The following is a 24,132-nucleotide window of genomic DNA, read 5'->3' as shown; positions in this document are numbered from 1 at the left end:
CATTACAAGACTAATCCTTTGCTGATTATTCTTTTTTGTACCTCTGTTAATAAAGAATTATTTAAATTTATCCCAGACTCTCTATAAAATTCACAAGCTTTTTTTCTAATTTTTGAATTTTTTGCAACTTCAATAGTTTTAAAAGATGATTTGATAAATTTTCCATCTTCAAACTTTGCCTCAAAAAATCTTGTAGAAATATTTCCTTTACTTAGTAAGGTATCAAATAGAATATAGCCTTCTTCAATACCTAATTCTTTTACCTTGTTTTCAATATCAAAGAGGTAAGAAACAGGAGAATCATAAGAACACGAATAGATAATTGCCGAATATTTCTCCAAATCAATTTTTATTATATGAAACATTCTCTTACTCCCTTTTAATTTTAATATTAATAGAACAGTTTATAATATTCTTCAATTTTAGTCAAGCATTTTACAATAATTGCTCTAGCCATCTCCTCATCTTCAATCAATGCAGTTTCATCCAACTGCACTCCTAGTTCAAATTTTTCCCAATGAAAATACTTATTTCTTTCATCTTTTATTATTCTATTTACATCCGTGAGATATTTTTTAAAGTCCTCACTTTTAGCTCCAAATTTTTGAATCACTGCATTATTATTATCTTCTTTTAATATACGAGGATAGTTAGCATCTCTAATGCTATCTTTCCATATACTTATAGCGGTTCCGTTATACTCTATATTACATTCACTTAGAATAAAGCGATAGTGCCCCTCTAAAGCACGATAAGCTGGAAAAGTGTACACTGTATAATCTTCCCACTTAGATTTAAAATTTTTAAATATAACTGCTTGTTTTACAGTTTTTCTCAACTGATCACTAGGTAATTTATCAAAAGAATTTGGCATTAGCTTGAAAATATCATTTTGAATAATTGAGTCATCAATCTGACTTTCGAAAAATCCGCTCTCATTTAACTTAGTACTAATCTCATCGGTATCAAATAGCTGAGTTATTATTTCAATTGATTCTAAAAATAATAACTCTGGTTTACCTTGTAAGAGAAGCTTACCATTTCCATCATCATTTTTATTATAATAGGTAATTGTTAGACTTTCACCTTGAACTCCTCTAAACTTCCATGCTGGATATCCATTGTTTTTAGAATGAGACAATTCTTCTTTACAATACTCAGAATCCTCAATTAGGCTAATTACAGTCTCAACATCTTCATTAATCAGATTTTTAGCCGTAAACCATGGAACCTGTGAACTTGCCTGATTTTCATTATTTTTACAACTTTCGACAATATAATCACACAACTCTTCTCTCAATTTAAGAAATTTGCTGTCTCCTCCATTACTCATAAGAGTTGTCTTACCATCTTTTTTGAAATAGACATCAAGAAAAAATTCACCTTGATTTGTATTCACTATACATCTATTTTGACCATTTTTCGAATTTATTTCCTCAAAAATATCGGCAACCTTTGCTTCTAATTCACTCTTTGAAGCAAAGAAGCTCTTTACAGAGTCAATTATTTCTTCTCGATTCAGTCTAAGATTCATATATCCTTTTCCCATCACATACTCCTACCACTCTATTCTATATTCTGTAACCTCATCTGCTTCAATTTTGGCAGTCAATAGTTTTTTATTGAAATCCAATTCATAAGTTAGTTTTTTTATTTCTCCAACCTTTCTTCCATTCGACTTCCATTTATCTTTTATAAACTTCACAATTCTTTTATCACTGACTATAAAATCATTTATGTAAATTAAATTTCCTTGATTATCAGCAGAATCCGAGTTCATTAAAAATTCAGATAGATTAGATTCGACATTACTTTTTTCCTCATTAGTTTCAGAAATAAATACTCTTCCTAATGCTGCACTTTTTGCCAATTCATCAGCAAGTTCATTGAAGTATACCCCGCTATGAGCCTTTACCTTTTTAAAATATACATCGATTCTCCTAGAAAGTACATCAAATTTATATTTATAGTCTTTAGAGACGGCTTTATTTGTCTTCCATTCTCCTAAAGCCCATGATCTTATTCCCTCATAGTCGTAATAGATAGCAATTGAAGAAATATTATGGTTAACAGCCCATTCCATCGCTCGAAGGGCTGCTTTTACCTCTCCTGCAACCTGATAGCTTTCAATATATTTTTCATCAGAGCCCGAAAATGAAATTTTTTCTATCACTTCATTATTCTTAATTATAACTACACCTGAACCATATATATTTTTATTTTTATCAAAAGAGCCATCTACATAAGCTTCATACTCAACTAGATTACTAGATTGGCTCTGATTAGAATCTTCAAGATAAGATTTAGCCTCCTCAAACGAAGAGAACGATTTAAACTTTGCATTAGGAAATCCTTTAACCTGTGCTTCCGCTTCTCCCCATGTCTCAAAAATTCCAGTTTGTCTGCCTAACTTTACGGCGTAATATTTCATATTTTCTTTCACCTATCTTTCATTTTCTTAAGGACTCAAGTTAGAGGATCACTCAAACTCCTCTTTCCCAATAAACACCGATGGATAGTGATATAGTTTATTCAAATCTGTATCCAATGGCAAATCATAAATCGCCAAATAGTTTTCAGGATATTGTGCAACTAGTTCTTCATGCTTAGCTTTCACTTTTTCATGATCGCTACTAGCATACAAGACTTCAACGACTGCTCCAGTATTATCCTTTTCAACAAAAGCATTGACGATGATTTGAATCATAGACTTCACCTAAAAATCAATCCCTTTCCCAAACTCTTCCACACTATCCGGCGTATCACTAAACACAGTCACATGCCCCATCTTGCGATTGTGCTTCGCTTCTATTTTACCATACATATGGAGGTGGGCGCTTGGATTTTCTGTGACATATTTTTCAGCAGCCTCGACATGCTGACCGAGTACGTTGAGCATGACGACAGGCGCATGTAGTTGGATAATTGGCAATGGTGCTCCGAGAACACCCAAAATATGCGTGTCAAACTGTGAAAAGTCACAAGCTTCAATCGAGTAGTGCCCAGAGTTGTGTGGTCGTGGGGCAATCTCATTGACGATAATGTCGTCAGCGGTCGCAAACATTTCCACACAAAGGGTTCCAGACAAGTTCAGTTGTTCAGCAATTCGCACTGCCATAACCTTTGCTTTTTCAGCTAGACTTTCTGAAATGCGAGCAGGCACAATGGTTTTTGAAAGAATGTTGTTGCGGTGGATATTTTCCTGAACTGGGAAAACCGTCATGTTCTTACCATTTCCCGACACAATGACAGAAATTTCAAGGTTAAAATTGACAAACTCTTCCAAAACACAGTCTGCAGAATCAGCCAGCGCATAGGCTTCTGCCAAATCTGCTTCTGAGCGAATGACCTTTTGACCATGTCCGTCATAGCCACCAGTCGCAGTCTTAAGGACATAGTTTTTCGATAGATCGATATCTGCTAAATCTTGACTTGAAGTCACAACCTTGTAGGGTGCTACAGTGACTTGAGCCTTGTTTGAGAGAAAATCCTTTTCAAAAATGCGATTTTGAGAAATACGGAGTAGGTCTGTCCCTTGAGGGAGCTGACCATCCTTAATGACAGCATCCAAACCGTCAGCATCGACATTTTCAAACTCATAGGTGAGGACATCGCAACGCTCTGCCAGCTGACGAAGAGCATCCACATCGTTATAAGGAGCCACGATGATTTCCGCCACACGAGAGGCTGGGCAATCAGCCACAGGATCCAGCACTATAACCTTGTGGCCCATGTAGATAGCAGAAATAGCCATCATTTGGCCCAGCTGGCCGCCACCGATAATTCCGATTGTTTTAGATGAGCTCATTCGTCGACTCCTCTGCGATTTTTCCTTGTTCTTCTGCAAAATCTGCCAAAGCCGTCGCGATAGCTTGATCCTCTACTGAAAGAAGACGGAGGGCGAAGAGAGCCGCATTTGTCGCACCAGCTTCACCGATAGCCATTGTCGCAACAGGCACCCCACCCGGCATCTGCACGATAGAGTAGAGTGAATCCACGCCACTAAGGGCACGCGATTTGACAGGCACCCCGATGACAGGAAGGGTTGTTTTAGCTGCGACCATACCTGGCAAATGGGCTGCGCCACCAGCACCTGCGATAATGGCCTTGATGCCACGGCTACGAGCCTCCTCCGCATGTCTGAACATGAGGTCTGGTGTACGGTGGGCAGAAACAACTTTCTTTTCGTAGGCTACACCGAAGCGGTCTAGGACTTCTGCTGTTTTTTGCATGGTTGCCCAGTCGGATTTGGAGCCCATGATGATGGAAATTACTGGTTTAGTCATAATTTTTCCTTTTTCTTCTTTTTCAACAATCACCTTAGGTTGTGAGGGACGGCAGCAGCCACCAAAGGTGTCTCATGCCTAAATTGGAAGCCCAAGGTCTTCCAATTTCCCTGAACGATTGGATTGTCATCCAATCGTTTTTTCACAACGGCGGTGATTGTTATATATTAGTTCGCTAACGCTCGCAAGTTATGCGACCATTATTGTACTTTGCGACTGCGTCGCTTTTTCTTATATCTTTATCTAATCGCCTTGCTTCCGATATCGGTTCGGTAAAAAAGGCCTTCTGTTTTTTGTTGAGCGAGTTCTTGATAGATAGTGTTTTGGGTTTCTTTAACGGTGTCTGCTGTGGTGACGAGCATGTAGACACGTCCACCGTTTGATAGCAGTGCTCTGCTATTTTCCGCAAACTTAGCCCCTGCATAATAGGTGATAATGTCGCCTTCTGTCTTGGATGGCAACTTGACACCTTTTTCATAGTCTAACGGATAACCGTTGGATGCGACAACCACACCCAGAGTCACACCCTTGTCCGTCCAGGTGATGTTTGGCTCCTTGCCATCGATGATATCCGTAATATTTTGTGCAAAGTCAGATGTTAAACGAGGCAAGATGATTTGCGTTTCAGGATCTCCAAAACGAGCGTTGAACTCGATGACCTTAGGTCCATCAGCTGTCAGAATAAGCCCTGCGTAAAGGACACCAAGATACGGACGACCTTCTTTGATCATCCCTTCAAGAACTGGCTTGACAATAGTCTCCACTGCTGTGTCCACCACGCTCTGTGGCAAGTGAGGAACTGGTGCATAGGCACCCATCCCACCAGTGTTAGGCCCCTTATCGCTATCGTAGGCACGTTTATGGTCCTGAGCCGTTGGCATGATGTAGAATTTGTCCCCATTGACAAAGGCAAAGAGTGAAAATTCCTCTCCTTCAAGGAATTCCTCAATAACCACACGCGCACCTGAGTCACCAAATTTATTGTCCAAAAGCATCTCGTGAGCTGCTTCGACTGCTTGCTCGACTGTCTCAGCAACGACAACACCCTTCCCAAGCGCCAAGCCATCCGCCTTGACTACGATAGGTGCACCCTGCTTTTCGATATAGGCCTTAGCTTCCTCGAAATCTGAGAATGTGCCATAGGCTGCTGTCGGAACGCCGTATTTGACCATGATTTCCTTGGCAAAATCCTTGGACCACTCCAGCTCAGCTGCCAATCTTGTCGGACCAAAGGCTTTGAGACCAGCTGCATGGAAATCATCCACGATACCAGCCGCAAGGGCGTCATCTGGCCCTATAAAGGTCCAAGCAACATCGTTGGCTTTTACAAACTCAACCAATTTAGAATGTTCGGAAATAGAGATATTTACCACCTCCAAACCATCCAGAGTCATCCCATCATTCCCAGGAGCAACAAAAACCTTTTCTACCTCTTTTGACTCAAGCAACTTCTTAGCAATCGCATGTTCACGACCACCCGAACCGACAACAAGTAGCTTCATTTCTCAACCTCTTTTGCGAATTATTTACTAACATTATATCACAAACGTTCGTTTTAATCTTGTTTCACTCCGCATTTTTACGCAAAAAAGGAAAGAAACTGTTTTCTTCCCTTCAACGTTCTTAATGTCTAAAATGTCTCACGCCTGTAAAGACCATGGTCAAGCCATATTTATCCGCAGCTTCGATAGACTCTTGGTCACGGACGGACCCACCTGGCTGGATGATGGCCTTGATACCTGCTTTGGAGATTTCTTCCACATTATCCGCAAATGGGAAGAAGGCATCCGAAGCAAGAACAGCGCCGTCCAGACGGTCTTTAGCTTGGTCAATGGCAATACGAACAGAAGCCACACGGTTAGTCTGACCTGGACCAACACCCAGTGTCATGTGGTCATTGGTCACGATGATACCGTTTGATTTGACGTATTTAATAGCCTTCCAAGCAAACTCAAGAGCTGTCTCTTCTGTCTCAGTTGGCTGACGTTTGGTCACCACTTGCCAGTCAACTGGGCTTTCCTTGACCACGTCTTGGTTTTGCACCAGGAGTCCACCGACAACACCTGTATATTCTGCTTCCACTTCACTGGCCTCTTGAGCATCAAATGGCAAGACAAGGATACGCAAGTTTTTCTTTTTGTTGGTCAAAATGGCTAGCGCTTCATCCGTATAGCTTGGTGCGATGATGATTTCAAGGAAAACGCCGTGCATCTTCTCAGCTGTCGCAGCATCCACCTCACGGTTGAGAACAACGATACCACCAAAGATAGACACTGGGTCAGACTCATAAGCGTAGTCCCAAGCAGTCTCGATGTCATCAGCCTGACCGATTCCACATGGGTTCATGTGTTTGAGAGCCACAACGGTTGGACGGTCTTTAAAATCACGGATGATACGAATGGCCGCATCAGCGTCACGGATATTATTGAATGACAATTCTTTCCCGTTGAGCTGTTTCGCTGAAGCAATCGAATAGTCTGTTGGCAAAGCTTTTTGGTAGAAATCCGCGTCTTGTTGAGGATTCTCACCGTAACGCATAGCTTGTTTGAGATCATATGTTAAAGTGAGCTTTTCAGGTTTGCTTTCTCCGACTTGAGCTGTGAAATACTCTGCAATCAAGGCATCATAAGCCGCTGTGTGACGGAAAACTTTGGCTGCCAAACGTTGACGCGTTTCGTAAGTCGTTTCACCATTGGCTGACAACTCGTCCAAAACCACTGTATAGTCAGCAGGGTCTACCACAACCGTCACGCTGGCATGATTCTTCGCTGCCGAGCGAAGCATAGATGGCCCACCGATATCGATGTTTTCAACGGCATCAGCGTAAGTTACGTCTGGTTTGAGAATCGTTTCCTTGAAAGGATAAAGGTTGACCACTACAAGGTCAATCAATTCAATCTTATTATCTTTAGCCGCTTCTAGGTGGCTATCCAAGTCGCGCCGAGCAAGGAGCCCACCGTGGATATTTGGATGGAGGGTCTTGACACGACCATCCATCATTTCTGGAAAACCAGTCACATCATCAATCGCAATGGTCTCCACCCCAGCATTGTCAAGGGCAACCTTTGTCCCACCTGTCGAGATAATATCCCAACCAAGTTTTTTGAGTTCTTGAGCAAATTCAACAATGCCCGCTTTGTCTGAGACGCTGATTAAGGCGCGTTTAGTCATTATATTCTCCTTTTTAATCATTAGTTAAACACCAATTAAATGCAGTAACAGTAAAACAAAATAAGCAAAACCAAGGCTAGGCATACCTAAGATATTGACCCATTTTCTAGTCTGTGATTTGAACACTCTTATAAAAATTTGATAAATCAGTAAGCCTACACAAACACCTAGCGTATTTAAAGTCAAATCCGTGATATCTGTTATACCTATTGCTAAAATATACTGTAAGCACTCAAACAATAGACCAATCAAGAAACCTGTCCCGACTATTCTTAAACTAGATAAATTAGTTTTTATCAGAGGGAAACAAACACCTAATGGAATAAAGGAAATCAGATTAAATAACATTTCAGCAAAAACAATTTTTCCATCTACTATTAGTGGTTCTGAAAATGGAATCCAATTGATGTACCTTGGAGCTAAGAAAAATGCTATAAATTCAGGATTGGTCTCAAACTTAAATAAGATTCCCCAAGTTAATAACATCAGATAGACATAAAATACATATCGAGTTGTTTTTTTAGATTCTAACATTACAAATACCTCCGTTTGAAGCCGTCTTCAACAATCACTGACTCCAATTTTGAATCAAAGATATCTTATGAATCATCAATGGCACTGGTGCTCACCCCAGCATTATCAAGGGCAACCTTGGTTCCACCTGTTGAGATGATGTCCCAACCGAGTTTTTTTAAGTTCTTGGGCAAATTCAACAATACCCTCTTTGTTTGAGATACTGATTAAAGCTTTTTTCGTCATTCTATTCCTCTTTCTTTAGGTCCAAGCGCATAGCGACTTCATTATTTTCTTCTATAAATCCTGTTTCCTGAAAACCCAAACTAGTCAACAGGTGCTTCATTTTTTCATTTCCAACCACATAATCTGCGATAATATGATTGCAATCGCTATCCATCTGAGCCTTTTTGATCAGAAATTCCACGGCTTTTCGTCCATAACCTCTTCCTTGGTACTGCTGGCCAATCATTATCCGCCAGATAAAGTATTCCGCTTCATCCTTATCTATTTCCAACAGGAGAAAACCAACTACAAGCTCATTCCAATAAATTGCCATTGGAAACACATCCCCATTCTCTCGGTAGAGCCATGCGTCAGCTAAAGAGCGTACATTTGGAGACACGAAACGTGCTCGTTCATCAGCTTCAGATATTTTCAAATCCAGCACTGCCTGAAAACTGCTCTCATCTACTAATTTTATCTCAATCATTTTTTCTCCTAGCAATATTGCAAAATCAAAACTTGATTTACTTCTTATCTTCTACCCACCCCTAAACTCTCCAACACTTGAGGATAGAGCTGATACTCGGTGGCATGAATCCGATTTTCAAAACTTTCAATCGTATCATCAGCTAGTCGCAGTACACGGACTTGTTTGATAACCTTTCCTGTATCCACACCTGAATCCACCCAATGAATGGTCACGCCGCTCTCAGCAACACCAGCATTCCAAGCATCCTCAATCCCATGAGCTCCTGGAAATTCTGGCAGGTAGGCTGGATGAATGTTGATGATTCGGCCTTCATAAGCTGCTAATAAGGTTGGCCCAACAATTTTCATGTAGCCTGCTAGGCAAACCAAGTCAATCTGATGTTCTTCCAAGAGTTCCACAATGGCTGTTTCGTAGTCTGCCTTGCTTTCAAACTCCTTGAGTTCAAAAGCATAGGACAGAACGCCGAGCTTGTCTGCACGTTCGAGCACATAGGCATTACGATGGTCTGAAAAGACAAACTCCACTGGAAATTGTTCCGCTATCACCTGAAAATTTGAGCCATTACCAGAGGCAAAAACCGCTATTTTTTTCATTTGATGATGACACTTTCGTTTTCTTTCTTGACGATACGACCAATTTCATAGACTGGTTCATCCAGCAATTCTTTGACACTACCTACATTTTCAGGGCTAACTGCCAGCATGAGTCCCACACCCATATTGAAGATTTCAAACATTTCTTCATGTTTGATTTTACCATATTTTTCAAGGACTTTGAAAATTGGAAGCACTGGAACTTTGCTTTCCTCAACCTCTGCAGCCAAATCAGCTGCAAACATACGAGGGACATTCTCAATAAAGCCACCACCTGTAATGTGGGCAATACCATTGACCAACCCTTCCTTGATGAGCGGCAAGACAGCCTTAACATAGATACGAGTCGGCTCCAGAAGAACTTCCTTGAGTTTCTTGCCTTCCAATTCTGGTAGGACTTCCTCACCTGTGTAATCCGCAAAGACACGACGGACGAGAGAGTAACCATTAGAATGAATCCCACTTGAAGCAAGTCCGAGAAGAATATCTCCTTCTGCCACCTTTGAACCGTCAATGATTTGAGATTTTTCAGCCACACCGACCGCAAAACCAGCCAAGTCATAGTCATCTTCGCCGTACATGCCAGGCATTTCAGCTGTTTCCCCACCAATGAGGGCAGCACCTGCCTGCACACAGCCTTCTGCCACACCAGCAACCACTTGTTCTAGTTTAGCTGGTTCATTCTTGCCAGTTGCCACATAGTCGAGGAAATAGAGGGGCTCCGCACCTGCAGCAATAATGTCGTTGACACACATGGCCACACAGTCCTGCCCAATCGTGTCATGCTTGTCGTACTTGATAGCCAGCATGAGCTTGGTTCCGACACCATCAGTTCCTGAAATCAAGACGGGTTCTTTAACCCCAGTCTTTGAAAGGTCAAACATACCACCAAAGCCACCCAGAGTTCCCATGACACCTGCACGCTCCGTACGAGCTACGTGCTTTTTAATCCGTTCAACAACTTCATAACCCGCTTCAACATCCACACCCGACTGGGCATAAGCATTTTTACTTGTCATTTTTATGTTCCTTTTCTTTGAGAAAGATTGTGACGTATTTTTAGATAAACAATTATTTTATCTAATACTCAATGAAAATCAAAGAGCAAACTAGGAAGCTAGCCGCAGGCTGTACTTGGGTACGGCAAGGTGAAGCTGACGTGGTTTGAATTTGATTTTCGAAGAGTATAAAAATACTAGTCAGGGTTCTAGCTTTGCCCCATAGGAGAAAGCGTCTACTGACAAATGCTTTAGCTTTTAGTCAGTAGTGAGACGTGGGGCATAAGCATTTTTATTTGTCATTTTTATATTCCTTTTCTTTAATGGAGGATCTATTGTCTATTTGTAAAAACTAGTCTTTTCTTCCAAACTTCGACGATAATCTTCCTCGTAGTCATAGAGAGGTGTTGGATAGTCACCATCAAAATAAGCCACGCAAAGACCACCATTTGGTGCATCTGTTTCAATACCAATTGAATCAATCAACCCCTCAACAGAAAGATAGGTCAGACTGTCCGCACCAATGATTTGACGCGTTTCTTCAACCGTATGATTGGCCGCAATCAGCTCCTGACGGGTTTGGATATCAATCCCGTAGAAACATGGATAAGCTAGCGCTGGACTACCAATAGCAACGTGAACCTCAGTCGCACCCGCTTCTTTCAAGAGTTGAACAATCCGACGAGAGGTTGTTCCACGTACAATAGAGTCATCAATCATAACCACACGCTTGCCTTTTACAACACCAGAAACAGCAGAGAGTTTCATCCGCACCCCTTGCTCCCGCAATTCTTGAGTCGGTTGGATAAAGGTGCGTTGGGTGTATTGATTCTTGATGAGGCCCATTTCATTTGGTAGCCCGGACTCTTCCGCAAATCCCATAGCCGCGCTGAGGGAAGAATTGGGCACACCGACCACGATATCCGCCTCATGCTTGAATTCACGCGCCAATTGAGCACCCATACGTTTACGTGCCGTATGAACATTGACACCATGAATGTTAGAATCAGGGCGGGCAAAATAGATATACTCCATAGAACAGATTGCTAACTGAGTATCATCTGTATAGCTATCATACTGGATGCCCTTGTCATCAATGATCACAATCTCACCTGGCTTCAAATCACGAATCCATTCAGCACCAATAACCTCAAAAGCACAGGTTTCAGAGGAAACAACCACCGCTCCGTTGGCCATTTTCCCGATAGAAAGCGGACGGAAACCATTGGGGTCAAGAGCTGCAATCAACTTATCCTCAAACAGCAAGATATAGGCAAAACCACCTTTGACAAGGCTGAGCGCTTCCTTGATTTTGCCCATCAGGCTAGGATTATGACTGCGACGAATGAGATGAGCCAAGATTTCCGAGTCCGAAGTCGCGCTGAAAATCGCTCCTCTATCTTCCAATTCTTTCTTGAGAGAGGCTGCATTGGTCAGATTTCCATTATGAGCCAAGCCAAACTGCATATCGTGAAAACGGAAGAGGAAGGGCTGGATGTTATCTACAGAAGCTTCGCCAGCAGTCGCGTAACGAACATGCCCAATCGCACCAGTTCCTGTCAATTTATCTAAGTTAGCAGGATTTCTGAAGACTTCTGATAGAAGACCCATATCGCGATGCCGCTTTAGTTTCCCTTGGTCATTGGAGAGGATTCCTGCCCCCTCCTGACCACGGTGCTGAAGACTATGGAGACCAAAATAGGTCAATTTAGCAGCATCTGGATGTCCCCAGATACCGAAAACACCACATTCTTCATTAAGAGATTTTACTTCGTATGTCATTTTATATACCTAATTTTTATTTGTGTAGCACCAAGAGCTAAATCTACATGACTTTTACATTACTGATACTATCTATTAGAAAATCTGCAAGTCTTATTTTCCAGTAAAGTATTTAACCGCTGACGCGAACAGGTGCTGGTCTTTATTTCCTGGGATGTTTTGGAAAAGACCGTCTTCAAAACGTTCTGAGTGTCCCATCTTACCGATGATTTGGCCGTTCTTGCTGGTAATTCCTTCGATGGCATGGACAGAACCATTCGGATTGTACTTAGAGTCCATACTTGGTTTTCCATCAAAGTCAACGTATTGGCTAAAGATTTGACCATTGTCACGGAGCTCCGCAAATTCCTCAGCCGTCACGACAAACTTCCCTTCACCGTGTGAAACAGGAATAGCGTGGATATCGCCCACTTGCACCGCAGCTAACCACGGTGAGTTGGTGTTGGCAATGCGAGTTTCTACCATCTTGGCCACGTGTTGGTTGGCATCATTGTAGAAGAGGGTTGGGCTAGTACTTTTGGCATCTTCAAAGTTCCCGTATGGAAGAAGACCTGATTTGACCAAAGCCTGGAAGCCATTACAGATACCGATAATCAAGCCACCACGGGCGATAAAGCTATCAATTGCTACACGCACTTTTTCATTAAGCAGGATGTTGACAATAAACTTAGCTGAACCATCTGGCTCGTCCGCAGCTGAGAAACCACCTGCAAAGAAGAGGATGTTAGCCTTACCGATGTTGTCAACCATAGTTTCGACTGACTTGACAATAGCCTCTTCATTCAAGGTCACGAATGGCACCAAGTTAACCTCTGCACCTTCTTTTTCAAATGCCTTAGCTGAATCATATTCTGAGTTGGTTCCTGGGAAGACTGGGATGTAAACTACAGGTTTTTCAACCTTTTCTTTGGCTTTAATCACAACATCTGATGCCACAGCTGGTACTTCAGCCAGTTCTTTGGCTTGGGCAAACTCTGTTGGGTAAACTTCTTCCAATTTTCCTTGGAAGGTACTGTCAAGTTTGTGTCCATCTAGCTTCACACCGTTGACAAGGAGTGTAAAGTCTGCACTTGTTTGTCCAATCTTCTCTACTCCAGCAATTTCTTCAGGTGATGTGAAAACAAATCCGCCCAATTGAGCTGTCAAAGCCGTTTCAAGTTCAGGCAAGATTACCTCTGCACCAATATGATTTCCAAAGGTAGCGAGAGCCAAACTTTCAACCACACCACCATATTTGACAGCTGATGCAGATGTCACTTTATGAGCCTTTTGAAGGGCTTCAAACTGAGCAAAATTTGACTTAATTAAGTCAAAATCAATCTCTGCTGAGAGTGCTTGACCTGGGATGTAGTAGATATTTTCCCCAACAGCTTTAAATTCTGGAGAGAGCACATTACGGCTATCTGCCGTCGTCACCCCAAAGGCTACCAAAGTTGGTGGCACAGTTAATTCTTCAAAGGTACCAGACATAGAGTCCTTCCCACCGATAGATGGCAAACCAAGCTGAATCTGAGCTTCGATAGAGCCTAGGAGAGCTGCTACTGGCTGACCAAAACGCTCAGCTTGTTTGTCCATGCGTTCGAAATACTCTTGGTAAGAGAAACGAGCCTTAGACCAGTTGGCACCAGCAGCCACCAAACGAGCAGTCGCTTCAATAACCGCATAAGCGGCACCGTGGTATGGAGACCATTCTGCTACATAAGGGTTGAAACCTTGAGCCATGACTGACGCAGTATGAGTCACACCGTGTTGAACTGGCAATTTCTGCACAGATGCCTCAGTTGGTGTGAGTTGGTAACGACCACCAAGTGGGTGATTGACCGTTGAGCGTCCAACAGAGCAGTCAAAGATAGTCTGTAATCCTTTTTGACTCGCATGATTCAAATCAGATAGAACCGCAAGGGTATCAACTTCAAGTGTTTCTACGCTTGTTGTACGCTCTTCTGGGAGTTTGACATCCTTATCCACAACCTTAGCATCGACGACCACACGCACACCATTGGTGTCAAGGAAACGACGCTCTAAGTCGACAATGATTTCACCATTCCAGTGCATGACTAGATTTGGTTTTTCAGTTACTGTCGCCACGACAACAGCGTCAATATTTTCTTTGTTACATTCTACAACGAAGGCATCTACATCCTCAGGACGAACCACGACTGCCATCCGTTCTTGAGATTCAGAGATGGCAATTTCGGTACCATTCAAGCCTTGGTATTTAAGAGGAACCTTGTTGAGGTCGATTTCAAGACCGTCTGCCAATTCACCGATGGCTACACAGACACCACCAGCGCCAAAATCATTTGATTTTTTGATGAGACGAGTCACATCGCCATTACGGAACAGACGTTGAATCTTGCGTTCTTCGATAGCATTCCCTTTTTGAACTTCAGCTCCAGCAGTTTCCACAGACTCAACTGTTTGAACCTTAGAAGAACCTGTCGCACCACCGACACCATCACGTCCAGTCTTACCTCCAAGGAGAATAATCACATCTCCCGCTTCCGGTTTTTCACGGACAACATTGCCCTTAGGAGCCGCACCGACTACTGCACCTAACTCCATACGTTTAGCTACAAAACCTGGGTGGAAATATTCACGAACATAGGTCGTCGCAAGCCCAATCTGGTTACCATATGAAGAATAACCATGAGCAGCTGTTTTAGAAATAACCTGTTGTGGCAATTTCCCAGCACGCGTTTCCGAAATCGGTGCTGTAATATCACCCGCACCTGAGATACGCATTGCTTGGTAAACGTAAGAACGACCTGACAATGGGTCACGAATGGCTCCACCGATACAGGTAGCAGCCCCACCAAATGGTTCAATCTCAGTTGGGTGGTTGTGAGTTTCATTCTTGAACATTAGGAGCCATGGCTCTTTCACACCATCAACATCCACTTCGATTTCGACTGAGCAAGCATTGATTTCGTCTGACACTTCCATGTCGTCCAAACGTCCATTGGCACGCTCATAACGACCGAAAATAGTCGCCATATCCATCAAGGTTTGCGGTTTTTCCGTACGTCCCAACTCATCACGCATGGCAATATACTTGTCATAGGTCGCCTGCAATTGCTTTTGGAATTTAGAAGCTGAGAAATCAATGTTTTTCAACTCTGTCTCAAAAGTCGTGTGACGGCAGTGGTCAGACCAGTAAGTGTCCAAAACCTTGAGTTCCGTTTCAGTTGGTACACGTCCGATAGACTTGAAATAGTCTTGGATAAAGAGCAAATCATCCACTTCCATAGCCATCCCTTGCTCGGCCTTGTAGCGGGCAAAGTCTTCTGCTGTATAGCTTTCAAAGAAAGTCAATTTAGGAATGGTCTTGTCTGACTCTGAAAATTCCTGCTTAGCAATCCCTGTCGTGATGTCCTTGAAACGAGAATCAACTGGATTGAGCAAGTAGTTCTTGACCGCTTCCAACTCAGCCGCTTCAATATCTTTATTGACCAAGTACAATTGTGCTGTATTAACTGTCACGTCACTCGAACTTCCTAGTAAAAGCAAGGCTTCCTGTGAAGATGCTGCACGCTGGTCAAATTGCCCTGGTAGGCTTTCAATGGCAAAGAAAGCATAGTTGGCAAGATCCGCCTGCACAGCCGCTTCGTCCAAAACATGGTCTGTCACCTGCTCAGAGAAAATGTGTTTCTCTGCAGGTGCAAACAAGTCCTCCGCCAAGTCAAATACATCATACACTTGCACGATGCGAATACTTTTCAAAGTTGAAAGCCCCAAGTTATGCTGGAGTTCTCTCACCAAACTCTCTGACTTGACCTGAAAATCAGCCTTTTTTTCAACAAAAATACGTTTATCCATCAATTCTTATTCCTTTATTTCAGCTCTTACAACGTTTCCAAATGACCTTGAGAGTCTTGCAAATAGATTATTTCAATTCCTGCAACTTTTCCCAGACAATCTCGTAAACGTCTGTTAGTTCTCCTAATCCCCTACGGAGTGAAAAGGTCTTGGGGACCTTTTCAGCCTGAGTCCTTTTAGTTGAGAGACGAAGGTTTTCCGTTGCAAACAGATTATTTCAAACCTTGCAACTTCTCCCAGACAACTTCATAAACGTCGGTTAGTTCTCCCAATCCTCTACGGAAAACATCCTTATCCATGTGGTTGCCATCCGCATCCCACAAGCGGCAGTTATCTGGTGAAAATTCATCTGCTAAGATAATCTTGCCATCCTTATCAAAACCGAACTCTAGCTTAAAGTCAATCAACTTGAGCCCAATCTCAGCAAACCAGGCTTTCAAGAGTTCATTGATTCGACGGGTTTCTTCCTTCAAGTAGGCGATTTGCTGGTCATCCGCAATCTTTAGGAATTTCACATGCTCATCATTGATAAACGGGTCATCCAAATCATCATTTTTGTAGTAAAATTCAACAATCGGAGTCTCCAAGGCGATTCCCTCATCCACGCCAAAACGTTTTGAAAAGGAACCAGCCGTGTAGTTGCGGAGCACGACTTCCAAAGGAATAATCTCAACCTTTTTATTGAGTTGTTCCGTGTCTGAAAGTTTCTCCACAAAGTGAGTCGCCACACCAGCCGCATTTAATTTCTCAAAAATAAAAGATGAAATCTGATTATTCAAGACTCCCTTACCTGCAATCTGCTCCTTCTTAACACCATTGAAAGCAGTCGCCTGATCCTTGTAAGTTGAAATAATAAGATTTTCATCCTCAGTTGTATAGATATCTTTAGCTTTTCCCGAATAGATCAATTGTTTTGACATTTTAAAGTTCGCCTTTCGTATTACTTGAGCACATTCTACCATAAAAAACCTAGAATTACAAGAATTTAACCGAATAAATATAAGATTATCATCGAAAATAGTAAAGAAAAAACTGCAAGAAAAAGATTTCTCACAGTTTAAAAATTATTTAACTCTAAAAACACGAACATTACTCTTTGTTCAAAAATTGATCCAAATAATAACGTAGGTAACTTTTCTTACCCGTAATCATCTGTAGACGGCCTTCCACCCCGTATCGAAGTTTTTTAGCCTGCTCAGAAGTTAGAGTAGTTTCCGCCTCAATTTTAAAGAAATTCCCTTTTTCAGTCTTAGTAGCTGTCGTATCAATACTTGTAATAGTAGAATCTAGGAAAAGTTGATTCTTGGCATCATGAGTCGTCGTATAGCGAACAGAATCACCGACCTTGATTCTTGCTACATCTTTTGAACTAAGATAAGCTGTTAGTTTGGCTTTCCCTTCTTTTTCCAAGGACGGATAGAGTTGGGCTAGTAGAGTCCCCTCTGCTACCATGGTAGAATCACTAGTCTCAGGATTAAGATGAAGCACCCCATCCTCACTCGCCGTAATTTTCCCCTTGTCTAGAAGACTTCCCTGAACCTTCTTGCCTGACTCTGCTTCCAAGATTTTTTGGTCTAGAAGGGACAATTCCTGACCAACCTTAGCCAAATGTTGGGATTTAAGGGACTCTAATTGACTGCTTAAACCAGACGCATAGGCTTGCTGGGTACCTGAACCTGCATACTGGACACGGTAAGTAGCAAGACTGGATTCTAACTGAGAAAGCTGTGCTTCAACCTGCGCAACTGCTTGTGCCTTAGCTTGCGGATTTTCCTCATCCTGAGACTTGTAGGACTGGTAGAGAGAGTAGGCTAGATTCTGATTGGCCAAGGAAGCACCTGTTTCAATAGCTGACTTAGCTGTCTGGTAATCGCGAATTTTAGCCTCTGTTTGACTGATGAGGTTGCCGATTTCGGCTTGGGTTTGGCTAGCTGCTGCATTCTGGGACGCGATGGTCTCATTTTGTTGCGATGTACTAGCCCTAAGACTGCCTGCTTGGCTGAGGTAGTCGCGAAAGGTGGCTTGGTAGCCAAATTTATCCTCCTCTGGAAAGTGGTTCTCCCCTTCTTGCAGGCTCTTTTGCAAATACTCCAATTGCTTTTTTTGATCCTTAAGCATGTCCAACTGACTAGTATAGGCCTCTGCTTGGATACCCTCTGCCCCTTCTTGATATTGAACCAACAGTTCTCCCTTTTTAACCAGCTTATTTTCTTCCAAATGATTGACAAGAATGCGATTATTGCTAGTTGACTGGATATTTGCAAGGATACGACTAGGCTCGACAGTAGCTCTAGTAGACAAACTCATCTCCTTCTCTGCAAATATTGCAAATCCAAGCAAAAACACGAGTAGAAGGGACATGGGGACAATCACCCGACTGGAAAAATTATGGTAACGACGATTATAAAACTCCGCACTTTCTAAAAATTCTGATTTCATCCTCTCCTCTTTCTAGCTATTCACCAAATGGGCATAAAATCCACCCTGTGCAAGCAAATCAGCATGCTTTCCTTCTTCGACAATCTTGCCCTGATCCAAAACAACCACCTTCTCTGTCCGCTCAGCAATGGTCAAGCGGTGGGCGATGAAAATCAAGGTCTTGTCTAAAGCCATAAGATTATCGACAATTCGCTTCTCTGTCAGAATATCCAAACTGCTAGTCGCCTCATCCAAAATTAAGACCGGCGCATCTGTCAAGAGAGCACGCGCCAGAGCGATTCTCTGACGTTGACCACCTGAGATCCCTGCCCCATCCGAAGTCAATTCTGTCTGGTAATTCAGTGGCATGCGCTCAATGTCCTCCCGAATCTCTGCCAACTCGACCGCTCGCAAGATATCCTCTTGAGTCGTTCCCTCCTTGGCTCCCAAAAGAAGATTGTCCAAAATCGTTCCGTTAAAGACATAGGGCTGTTGAGGCAGATAGTTAATATACTGGCGCAGAGCCTTTTTATCAATCTGATTGAGATTGACACCACCCAGACTAATCTCCCCTTGACTTGGATCATAAAAATTAACCATCATCTTGGCCAAGGTCGTCTTACCTGACCCTGAAATTCCCACAAAAGCCACTTTAGAACCTTGGGGAATGGTCAAATTGATATCCGACAAGACATCTCGACCATAGCCATACTTATAGTAAACCTGCTTGAAGGTCATATCTCCCTTCATCAAGCTCAGATCCTCAACTGTTTTCTTCTCCTCAAACTCCGAGGCTACCAGATAGACCTCATTCAAACGGTTATTGGCAACCTGCGCTGTCTGAAGTTTGGTTTGCAGGTTGATGATATTTTCCAAAGGATTTGTAAAGTAAACAAGCAAGGTATTATAGGTAATCAACTGCCCCAAACTCATCTTGCCATCCATGACCAGAACAGCTCCCATCCAGAGAATGCCGACATTGAGCAAGAGATGGGCAACTTTTTTCAGAGCCTTTTGCTGACTCTCTGCTCGACTATAGGTAAAGGACTTCTTCAGATAATCCACAAATTCCTTGTCAATTTTTTGGTAACGCTGACTTTCACTGGTCAAGGACTTGATAGTCTCAATACCATTGATATCCTCAATGATAGAAGAAGACAGAACCGCATTGGCCTCCATGGTATCCCGATTCATCTTTTCAAACGGCTTCATAAAGGCAAAGATAATCACTGTGTAGATAGGAAGTGCCAATAAAGTCATGAAAAAGAGATTGGTATTTTGTGAAAATAAAACAAGAGAAATAATGACAACCGTTGACACATCTAGGAAAATCGAAAGAATGGTCGAAGCCAGCGCATCAATGATACTGTTAGCATCCGTGAAACGAGATACGATTTCCCCTGTCCTGCGTGTCGCAAAAAAGGACATAGGCAGGTGAAAAACATGCTTGATGTAGGACAAAATCACATCAATCGACAAACGTTGCCCCAAAACAAGTAAGAGATACTCTTGAGCGTAAGACAAGATCTGCTGGAGTATATAGACGATAACCAGCCCAATGGAAATAATCCCCAGTGTCGAACGCATCTGATCTGGCACATAGGTATCAATGATAGACTGCAGATAATAAGAACCCACAATGTTAATCAAGGTTACCAAGAGTGTTGCCAAAACGATATTAGTAATCAAACCACGCTGCTTCACTAATATAGGGATAAAAGAGAGCAGACCATTCTTTTGATCCTTATGAGGCTTGTAGTCTGGACTCGGTGCCATAAAAAGAGTCACTCCTGTCCATTCTTCCTCAAAACGCTCACGTGGCAGTTTAGTCAATTTCACCCCAGGATCTGGATCGGCAATATGAATGCTGTCTTTATCCTGCCCAGTCACCACATAGTAGTGGAGTAATTTTCCTTCCTTAAACACATGGGCAACAAAAGGAAAAGTCAAATCTGGCAAGTCAAAAAGCGTCATATCTGCCTTGATAGCTCGCGTCTCAAAGCCAATCTCCTCTGCCACCTTGACCAAGCCCAAAGCCGTCGTCCCATCCATGGTCGTCTTAGCCAATTCTCGCAAGTGAGCCAAAGAATAATAACTACCATAGTAGCCAAAAACCATGGCTAATGAAGCTACACCGCAGTCCATCTGATCCACCTGCGGACGATAGTGATGTTTCCCAAATTTCATATTCATCTCCTTTTTCCTAAACTCATCTGATAACAACTATCTTACCCCAATCCCCAAACAAAAACTGGACTTCCTTCCCAAATGCGCCTATCTACCTCCCAAATGCACTTTTTGGATAAAAAAATAGGCAGAACAAAAGTCATGCCTAAAATATATATTTATTTCTTTTTCTTCCTAATTCTTTTGTCAATCATATACAACACGATAATCGAAAACAGCGGTGGTACAATATAACTCTTTTCACTCATTGTCAGCTGAAATCCCAGAGTTGCTAGTATCTTAAAGATGAAAATATTCATCAAAAATAGAAAAACAAATACTAAAAAATATCCTAAAACCTTCTTCATTTCTTTTCTTCAACTTTCCCAATTTCTACACCTATTTTATCAAAAATATATGTAAAACTCCAAATAAACACCTCAACTGCACTTTTGGCAAAAAATAGGCAGAACAAACGTCCTACCTACTAAAAATATGCTATTGAAAGGAAAATGATTTTTTTCGGACACCCTAGGCAAGCTTGGGACAAATAAATCATTGATAGTAAACTTTACGACATCCTATTCATTACTTCAATTTCTAATGTCCCTACTATTTCTAAGCCACCTTTGGTATAATCTATTCCTAGTCAGAATAGATAACACCGTTCTAAATTACGATTCATAGTTACTCCTTTTTTTGATTCGTTACTATAAGACACCTATTCCCTATAGAGCGTCTACTACCTCAAATTTATCCATTCTTTTTTTCTTTACTTCTGTATAAAAGAATGAAGACCATCATAAATAATGCAATCGTTGGTATATTGAAACTATCAAACCAAGTAGGTAAAGATACTTTATTCATATCAGCTACTAATCTGATGATGATATAAGACATCGAACTAAGTAATACCATGATTTCAGGCAAAACTTTCAGTATTGATTTAACAAATTTCATATTAAACTCCAATGTGATGCATTCTTAGATTCTACCATAACCACTTTCAGCGCAGACTAACAAGTCATTCTTAGCTGATCACTCTACTTGCTTTTTATTGGCCTTATATCCTAGATAAAAGAGTCCAAATAAAATAGGGTAAATTTCTGGATAAAATAGGGTATTGATTGGATTTTTCAACATCAAATACGTTGCGATGTAGATTATGAGTGATACGATAAAATACCCTTCAGCAAAACCTAATAAAAATGTTTTCATAAGAAACTCCTATTTGCCTGACAAGAATGGCGGAAAAACGCTACCATTCATATACATAAAATCCTTTTGATTCATGTTCGTCATTACCCCTTTGTATTATATTTTATTGCTATGTAAATGATTAAAATGAGTATTGGATAGGTAAATACTTCTGAGACATCCATAAAATTCATACTATACTGTCCAGATAATATTTTATAGTCAATTAAAATTTGAACGATAGTAAAAATAATACGTAGCGATAACAATACCCCTAATAATATCACTTCTTTTTTTAAAAACATAGAAATACCTCTCTGACTACAATCAGATTATGGTCTATTCGCATAATACCCTAAAGCTGCTCCACCTGAAGGAAGTAATGATCCTTTGATAACAATTAATAAACCTACTCCAACTTATTCACTTTGCTCTACGATTTCAAATTGATTCAAATTTTGCATGTTATATCCCTCTTTAAATAATACTAGCTAAGCCAATAGTGACTCCTACTAATAAACCCACTATCCCTGAAGCTGATATAATAACAGCCGCAAATTCGTTTGAAAAATTCATTGATTTCTCCAAAGTGTCTTATCTAAAGTAACCCCATGCAACTAGCCCTGCAGCAGATAAGCTGCCGACAACATACCCCGCAACCTTGATTCCTACCGGAACTGCTACTACCGCTGCAGGAAGTACTCCTCCATCAACTGTTGCTAGTTCTTTTTCTGTCATTGCTGTAAACTGATTATCATTTACTAAAATATTCATTTTAAGTTCTCCTTGCTCTTATTCACTTTTGCTTTAAATATTTCTTTTTTATTAATATAGTATGTCAATGCTACTAACAAAATACAGATCCCCAACGATACCTTCTCTAAATTAAGTAGAGAATAAATTAATAATATGCTGTAAGATATTAAAGCAGATCCTATATATATTTTTTTTAATATTCTATTCATAAAACTTACTCAAAGTCTTATTTCAGATTTTTACCAACTTGATAGAGACCTGCTCCCAGTATAATAGCCCCTCCTGTTACAGAAAAACCTTTAAACGCCGCTACTCCAAACGCAACTACTAGTGGTGCAATTCCCCCATCTACATTCATCAACTCTTCTTCTGTAAGAGCTACAAAGTTCTGTTCCATTTTGTCAAAATTTGTCATCTTTTTTCTCCTTTATTTCTATTTTTTAGTTTACGATTTCTGGATCTTAAACCATTTTAAAAACCAGAATAGATAAATTACTGAATTCCTTTTCTTCTCACTTATCTATTTGAGAAGTGATTTAAAATGAACAGGTAAATTTCATTTATTTTAAATACCATTTGATAAACCATGGCAATAAGATTGGTAAATACATCGCGTAGTCTCCTTCCTTTTCGTCTCACTTATTTATTCGAAAAATAATTCGAAAATGTACAACTAAATTAAATTTTATTTCAAAAATAATTTAATGTACCATGAATAGAAAATCGGTAGATACATAAGCCAGACTCCTTTCTTTTTCCTCTTACTTATCTATTCGAAAAAAATTTCGAAAATGTACAACTAAATTAAATTTATTTAAAAAATAACTCAGTGAACCATGGGTAGAACATTGATATAAACATGAGCTAGGCTCCTTTCTGTTTCCTCTTACTTATCTATTCGAAAAAAATTTCGAAAATGAACAACTAAATTAAATTAAATTTATTTGAAAAATAATTTAGTAAACCACGGATAAAAAATTGGTAGATACATGAACTAGGCTCCTTTCTGTTTCCTCTTACTTATTTATTCGAAAAAAATTTCGAAAATGTACAACTAAATTAAATTTTATTTCAAAAATAATTTAATGAACCATGGATAGAAAATTGGTAGATACATAAACCAAACTCCTTCCTTTTCTTCTTACTTATTTATTCGAAAAAAATTTCGAAAATGTACAACTAAATTAAATTTATTTGAAAAATAATTTAGTAAACCACGGATAAAAAATTGGTAGATACATAAACCAGGCTCCTTTCTTTTCCCTCTTACTTATCTATTCGAAAAAAATTTCGAAAATGTACAACTAAATTAAATTTATTTAAAAAATAACTTAATAAACCACGGATAAAAACCAGTCACATACATAAACACTCCTCTTTTTCTTCCTTATCTATCTATTCGTAATTCCCACTAAAAGTTCTAAATTTTTTATTTTCCCTGACAATAAAAAGCAACACGACTTGCATGTTGCTTCTTGCTATTCTTTACTTTTTACGACTTCTACCACATCTCCTACACTTTGGAGTTGGTCAATTTCCTCATCGCTGATTTCGATATTAAATTCATCTTCCAGTGTCAAGATAAACTCCATCAAGTCAACTGAGTCCGCATCCAAGTCGTCTTTCAGACTCAAGGATTCTGTCACGACAAAGTCCTCTCCCTGTCGCTCTTGGATAATGGTCACAATACGGTCAAAAATTTCTTTTTCTGTCATCTC

24 protein-coding genes and 2 pseudogenes are annotated in these 24,132 nt (G+C 40.7%); all 26 read right to left on the bottom strand.

The window, feature by feature from the left end:
* Positions 1 to 2: 2 nt before the first annotated feature.
* The 26 genes and pseudogenes from QM424_RS08110 to QM424_RS07985 all read right to left on the bottom strand — a co-directional run bounded on the left by QM424_RS08110 (position 3) and on the right by QM424_RS07985 (position 24,129).
* The gene (locus QM424_RS08110; RefSeq protein WP_414339006.1) at positions 3 to 365 is read right to left on the bottom strand and encodes a type II toxin-antitoxin system RnlB family antitoxin; all 363 of its coding nucleotides are present in this window, start codon (positions 363 to 365) and stop codon (positions 3 to 5) included.
* 26 nt (positions 366 to 391) lie between these two features.
* Complete coding sequence (locus QM424_RS08105) at positions 392 to 1,549, bottom strand: hypothetical protein (protein WP_414339003.1); 1,158 nt, start codon at positions 1,547 to 1,549, stop codon at positions 392 to 394.
* A 9-nt stretch (positions 1,550 to 1,558) separates the two neighbouring features.
* Positions 1,559 to 2,431 carry a ribonuclease H1 domain-containing protein gene (locus QM424_RS08100; RefSeq protein ID WP_414339000.1) on the bottom strand — a complete coding sequence of 291 codons (873 nt, stop codon included), beginning with the start codon at positions 2,429 to 2,431 and terminating at the stop codon, positions 1,559 to 1,561.
* Positions 2,432 to 2,479: 48 nt separating this feature from the next.
* Positions 2,480 to 2,707 (bottom strand): phosphoribosylaminoimidazole carboxylase, encoded by a 228-nt coding sequence (locus tag QM424_RS08095; protein WP_414394127.1) that lies wholly within the window; start codon positions 2,705 to 2,707, stop codon positions 2,480 to 2,482.
* A gap of 9 nt (positions 2,708 to 2,716) precedes the next feature.
* Positions 2,717 to 3,808: a 5-(carboxyamino)imidazole ribonucleotide synthase gene (gene purK, locus QM424_RS08090; RefSeq protein ID WP_414394125.1), complete on the bottom strand. Its 1,092-nt coding sequence runs from the start codon at positions 3,806 to 3,808 to the stop codon at positions 2,717 to 2,719.
* Positions 3,795 to 4,286, bottom strand: a complete 492-nt coding sequence (gene purE / locus QM424_RS08085; RefSeq protein ID WP_414394123.1) for a 5-(carboxyamino)imidazole ribonucleotide mutase — start codon at positions 4,284 to 4,286, stop codon at positions 3,795 to 3,797. Before purE ends, purK begins: the two co-directional genes overlap by 14 nt.
* 29 nt (positions 4,287 to 4,315) lie before the next feature.
* Entirely contained in the window at positions 4,316 to 4,432 is a 117-nt protein-coding gene (locus QM424_RS08080) for a phosphoribosylaminoimidazole carboxylase (RefSeq protein WP_414394121.1), read from the bottom strand.
* A 93-nt stretch (positions 4,433 to 4,525) separates the two neighbouring features.
* Entirely contained in the window at positions 4,526 to 5,788 is a 1,263-nt protein-coding gene (gene purD / locus QM424_RS08075) for a phosphoribosylamine--glycine ligase (protein ID WP_414394119.1), read from the bottom strand.
* Between the two features lie 121 nt (positions 5,789 to 5,909).
* Positions 5,910 to 7,457, bottom strand: coding sequence for a bifunctional phosphoribosylaminoimidazolecarboxamide formyltransferase/IMP cyclohydrolase (gene purH, locus QM424_RS08070; protein ID WP_414394117.1), 1,548 nt, complete (start codon positions 7,455 to 7,457; stop codon positions 5,910 to 5,912).
* A 24-nt stretch (positions 7,458 to 7,481) separates the two neighbouring features.
* A complete protein-coding gene (locus QM424_RS08065) occupies positions 7,482 to 7,991 on the bottom strand; it encodes a VanZ family protein (RefSeq protein WP_414394115.1) in 510 nt (169 codons plus the stop codon).
* A gap of 71 nt (positions 7,992 to 8,062) precedes the next feature.
* Positions 8,063 to 8,216: pseudogene (locus tag QM424_RS08060) on the bottom strand (bifunctional phosphoribosylaminoimidazolecarboxamide formyltransferase/IMP cyclohydrolase); the annotation flags it as partial.
* Between the two features lies 1 nt (position 8,217).
* Positions 8,218 to 8,682, bottom strand: coding sequence for a GNAT family N-acetyltransferase (locus QM424_RS08055; protein ID WP_414394113.1), 465 nt, complete (start codon positions 8,680 to 8,682; stop codon positions 8,218 to 8,220).
* A gap of 44 nt (positions 8,683 to 8,726) precedes the next feature.
* Positions 8,727 to 9,278: a phosphoribosylglycinamide formyltransferase gene (gene purN, locus QM424_RS08050; RefSeq protein WP_414394111.1), complete on the bottom strand. Its 552-nt coding sequence runs from the start codon at positions 9,276 to 9,278 to the stop codon at positions 8,727 to 8,729.
* Positions 9,275 to 10,297, bottom strand: coding sequence for a phosphoribosylformylglycinamidine cyclo-ligase (purM, locus tag QM424_RS08045; protein WP_414394109.1), 1,023 nt, complete (start codon positions 10,295 to 10,297; stop codon positions 9,275 to 9,277). The genes purN and purM overlap by 4 nt, the downstream gene beginning before the upstream one ends.
* A gap of 318 nt (positions 10,298 to 10,615) precedes the next feature.
* Positions 10,616 to 12,058: an amidophosphoribosyltransferase gene (purF, locus tag QM424_RS08040; RefSeq protein WP_414394107.1), complete on the bottom strand. Its 1,443-nt coding sequence runs from the start codon at positions 12,056 to 12,058 to the stop codon at positions 10,616 to 10,618.
* A gap of 93 nt (positions 12,059 to 12,151) precedes the next feature.
* The gene (locus tag QM424_RS08035; RefSeq protein ID WP_414394105.1) at positions 12,152 to 15,877 is read right to left on the bottom strand and encodes a phosphoribosylformylglycinamidine synthase; all 3,726 of its coding nucleotides are present in this window, start codon (positions 15,875 to 15,877) and stop codon (positions 12,152 to 12,154) included.
* A 67-nt stretch (positions 15,878 to 15,944) separates the two neighbouring features.
* A pseudogene (locus QM424_RS09870) lies at positions 15,945 to 16,013 on the bottom strand (phosphoribosylaminoimidazolesuccinocarboxamide synthase); the annotation flags it as partial.
* A 76-nt stretch (positions 16,014 to 16,089) separates the two neighbouring features.
* Positions 16,090 to 16,797: a phosphoribosylaminoimidazolesuccinocarboxamide synthase gene (gene purC, locus QM424_RS08025; RefSeq protein WP_414394103.1), complete on the bottom strand. Its 708-nt coding sequence runs from the start codon at positions 16,795 to 16,797 to the stop codon at positions 16,090 to 16,092.
* Positions 16,798 to 16,966: 169 nt separating this feature from the next.
* Positions 16,967 to 18,316, bottom strand: a complete 1,350-nt coding sequence (comB, locus tag QM424_RS08020) for a competence pheromone export protein ComB (protein WP_414394101.1) — start codon at positions 18,314 to 18,316, stop codon at positions 16,967 to 16,969.
* A 12-nt stretch (positions 18,317 to 18,328) separates the two neighbouring features.
* Positions 18,329 to 20,482, bottom strand: coding sequence for a peptide cleavage/export ABC transporter ComA (gene comA, locus QM424_RS08015; protein ID WP_414394099.1), 2,154 nt, complete (start codon positions 20,480 to 20,482; stop codon positions 18,329 to 18,331).
* A 158-nt stretch (positions 20,483 to 20,640) separates the two neighbouring features.
* Positions 20,641 to 20,829 carry a hypothetical protein gene (locus QM424_RS08010; RefSeq protein WP_000756559.1) on the bottom strand — a complete coding sequence of 63 codons (189 nt, stop codon included), beginning with the start codon at positions 20,827 to 20,829 and terminating at the stop codon, positions 20,641 to 20,643.
* A gap of 385 nt (positions 20,830 to 21,214) precedes the next feature.
* Positions 21,215 to 21,421 (bottom strand): hypothetical protein, encoded by a 207-nt coding sequence (locus tag QM424_RS08005; protein ID WP_050090347.1) that lies wholly within the window; start codon positions 21,419 to 21,421, stop codon positions 21,215 to 21,217.
* A gap of 78 nt (positions 21,422 to 21,499) precedes the next feature.
* Entirely contained in the window at positions 21,500 to 21,679 is a 180-nt protein-coding gene (locus QM424_RS08000) for a hypothetical protein (RefSeq protein WP_000846989.1), read from the bottom strand.
* A 573-nt stretch (positions 21,680 to 22,252) separates the two neighbouring features.
* Positions 22,253 to 22,432 carry a class IIb bacteriocin, lactobin A/cerein 7B family gene (locus QM424_RS07995; protein ID WP_084889655.1) on the bottom strand — a complete coding sequence of 60 codons (180 nt, stop codon included), beginning with the start codon at positions 22,430 to 22,432 and terminating at the stop codon, positions 22,253 to 22,255.
* 208 nt (positions 22,433 to 22,640) lie between these two features.
* Positions 22,641 to 22,829 (bottom strand): class IIb bacteriocin, lactobin A/cerein 7B family, encoded by a 189-nt coding sequence (locus QM424_RS07990; RefSeq protein ID WP_000180826.1) that lies wholly within the window; start codon positions 22,827 to 22,829, stop codon positions 22,641 to 22,643.
* Between the two features lie 1,063 nt (positions 22,830 to 23,892).
* Positions 23,893 to 24,129, bottom strand: a complete 237-nt coding sequence (locus QM424_RS07985) for an acyl carrier protein (RefSeq protein WP_000136444.1) — start codon at positions 24,127 to 24,129, stop codon at positions 23,893 to 23,895.
* Between the last annotated feature and the right edge of the window lie 3 nt (positions 24,130 to 24,132).

The sequence above is a fragment of the Streptococcus mitis genome (assembly GCF_047464945.1).
In the GTDB taxonomy this organism is placed as follows: Bacteria; Bacillota; Bacilli; order Lactobacillales; family Streptococcaceae; genus Streptococcus; species Streptococcus mitis_EA.
This window is presented reverse-complemented; position numbering and strand designations above follow the sequence as displayed.

Excerpts from the sequence above, each read along its gene's own strand:
- QM424_RS08110 (WP_414339006.1), bottom strand. The coding sequence starts at position 365 with ATGTTTCATATAATAAAAATTGATTTGGAGAAATATTCGGCAATTATC.
- QM424_RS08105 (WP_414339003.1), bottom strand. The coding sequence starts at position 1,549 with ATGGGAAAAGGATATATGAATCTTAGACTGAATCGAGAAGAAATAATT.
- QM424_RS08100 (WP_414339000.1), bottom strand. The coding sequence starts at position 2,431 with ATGAAATATTACGCCGTAAAGTTAGGCAGACAAACTGGAATTTTTGAG.
- QM424_RS08095 (WP_414394127.1), bottom strand. The coding sequence starts at position 2,707 with ATGATTCAAATCATCGTCAATGCTTTTGTTGAAAAGGATAATACTGGA.
- purK (WP_414394125.1), bottom strand. The coding sequence starts at position 3,808 with ATGAGCTCATCTAAAACAATCGGAATTATCGGTGGCGGCCAGCTGGGC.
- purE (WP_414394123.1), bottom strand. The coding sequence starts at position 4,286 with ATGACTAAACCAGTAATTTCCATCATCATGGGCTCCAAATCCGACTGG.
- purD (WP_414394119.1), bottom strand. The coding sequence starts at position 5,788 with ATGAAGCTACTTGTTGTCGGTTCGGGTGGTCGTGAACATGCGATTGCT.
- purH (WP_414394117.1), bottom strand. The coding sequence starts at position 7,457 with ATGACTAAACGCGCCTTAATCAGCGTCTCAGACAAAGCGGGCATTGTT.
- QM424_RS08065 (WP_414394115.1), bottom strand. The coding sequence starts at position 7,991 with ATGTTAGAATCTAAAAAAACAACTCGATATGTATTTTATGTCTATCTG.
- QM424_RS08055 (WP_414394113.1), bottom strand. The coding sequence starts at position 8,682 with ATGATTGAGATAAAATTAGTAGATGAGAGCAGTTTTCAGGCAGTGCTG.
- purN (WP_414394111.1), bottom strand. The coding sequence starts at position 9,278 with ATGAAAAAAATAGCGGTTTTTGCCTCTGGTAATGGCTCAAATTTTCAG.
- purM (WP_414394109.1), bottom strand. The coding sequence starts at position 10,297 with ATGACAAGTAAAAATGCTTATGCCCAGTCGGGTGTGGATGTTGAAGCG.
- purF (WP_414394107.1), bottom strand. The coding sequence starts at position 12,058 with ATGACATACGAAGTAAAATCTCTTAATGAAGAATGTGGTGTTTTCGGT.
- QM424_RS08035 (WP_414394105.1), bottom strand. The coding sequence starts at position 15,877 with ATGGATAAACGTATTTTTGTTGAAAAAAAGGCTGATTTTCAGGTCAAG.
- purC (WP_414394103.1), bottom strand. The coding sequence starts at position 16,797 with ATGTCAAAACAATTGATCTATTCGGGAAAAGCTAAAGATATCTATACA.
- comB (WP_414394101.1), bottom strand. The coding sequence starts at position 18,316 with ATGAAATCAGAATTTTTAGAAAGTGCGGAGTTTTATAATCGTCGTTAC.
- comA (WP_414394099.1), bottom strand. The coding sequence starts at position 20,482 with ATGAAATTTGGGAAACATCACTATCGTCCGCAGGTGGATCAGATGGAC.
- QM424_RS08010 (WP_000756559.1), bottom strand. The coding sequence starts at position 20,829 with ATGAAGAAGGTTTTAGGATATTTTTTAGTATTTGTTTTTCTATTTTTG.
- QM424_RS08005 (WP_050090347.1), bottom strand. The coding sequence starts at position 21,421 with ATGAAATTTGTTAAATCAATACTGAAAGTTTTGCCTGAAATCATGGTA.
- QM424_RS08000 (WP_000846989.1), bottom strand. The coding sequence starts at position 21,679 with ATGAAAACATTTTTATTAGGTTTTGCTGAAGGGTATTTTATCGTATCA.
- QM424_RS07995 (WP_084889655.1), bottom strand. The coding sequence starts at position 22,432 with ATGAATATTTTAGTAAATGATAATCAGTTTACAGCAATGACAGAAAAA.
- QM424_RS07990 (WP_000180826.1), bottom strand. The coding sequence starts at position 22,829 with ATGACAAATTTTGACAAAATGGAACAGAACTTTGTAGCTCTTACAGAA.
- QM424_RS07985 (WP_000136444.1), bottom strand. The coding sequence starts at position 24,129 with ATGACAGAAAAAGAAATTTTTGACCGTATTGTGACCATTATCCAAGAG.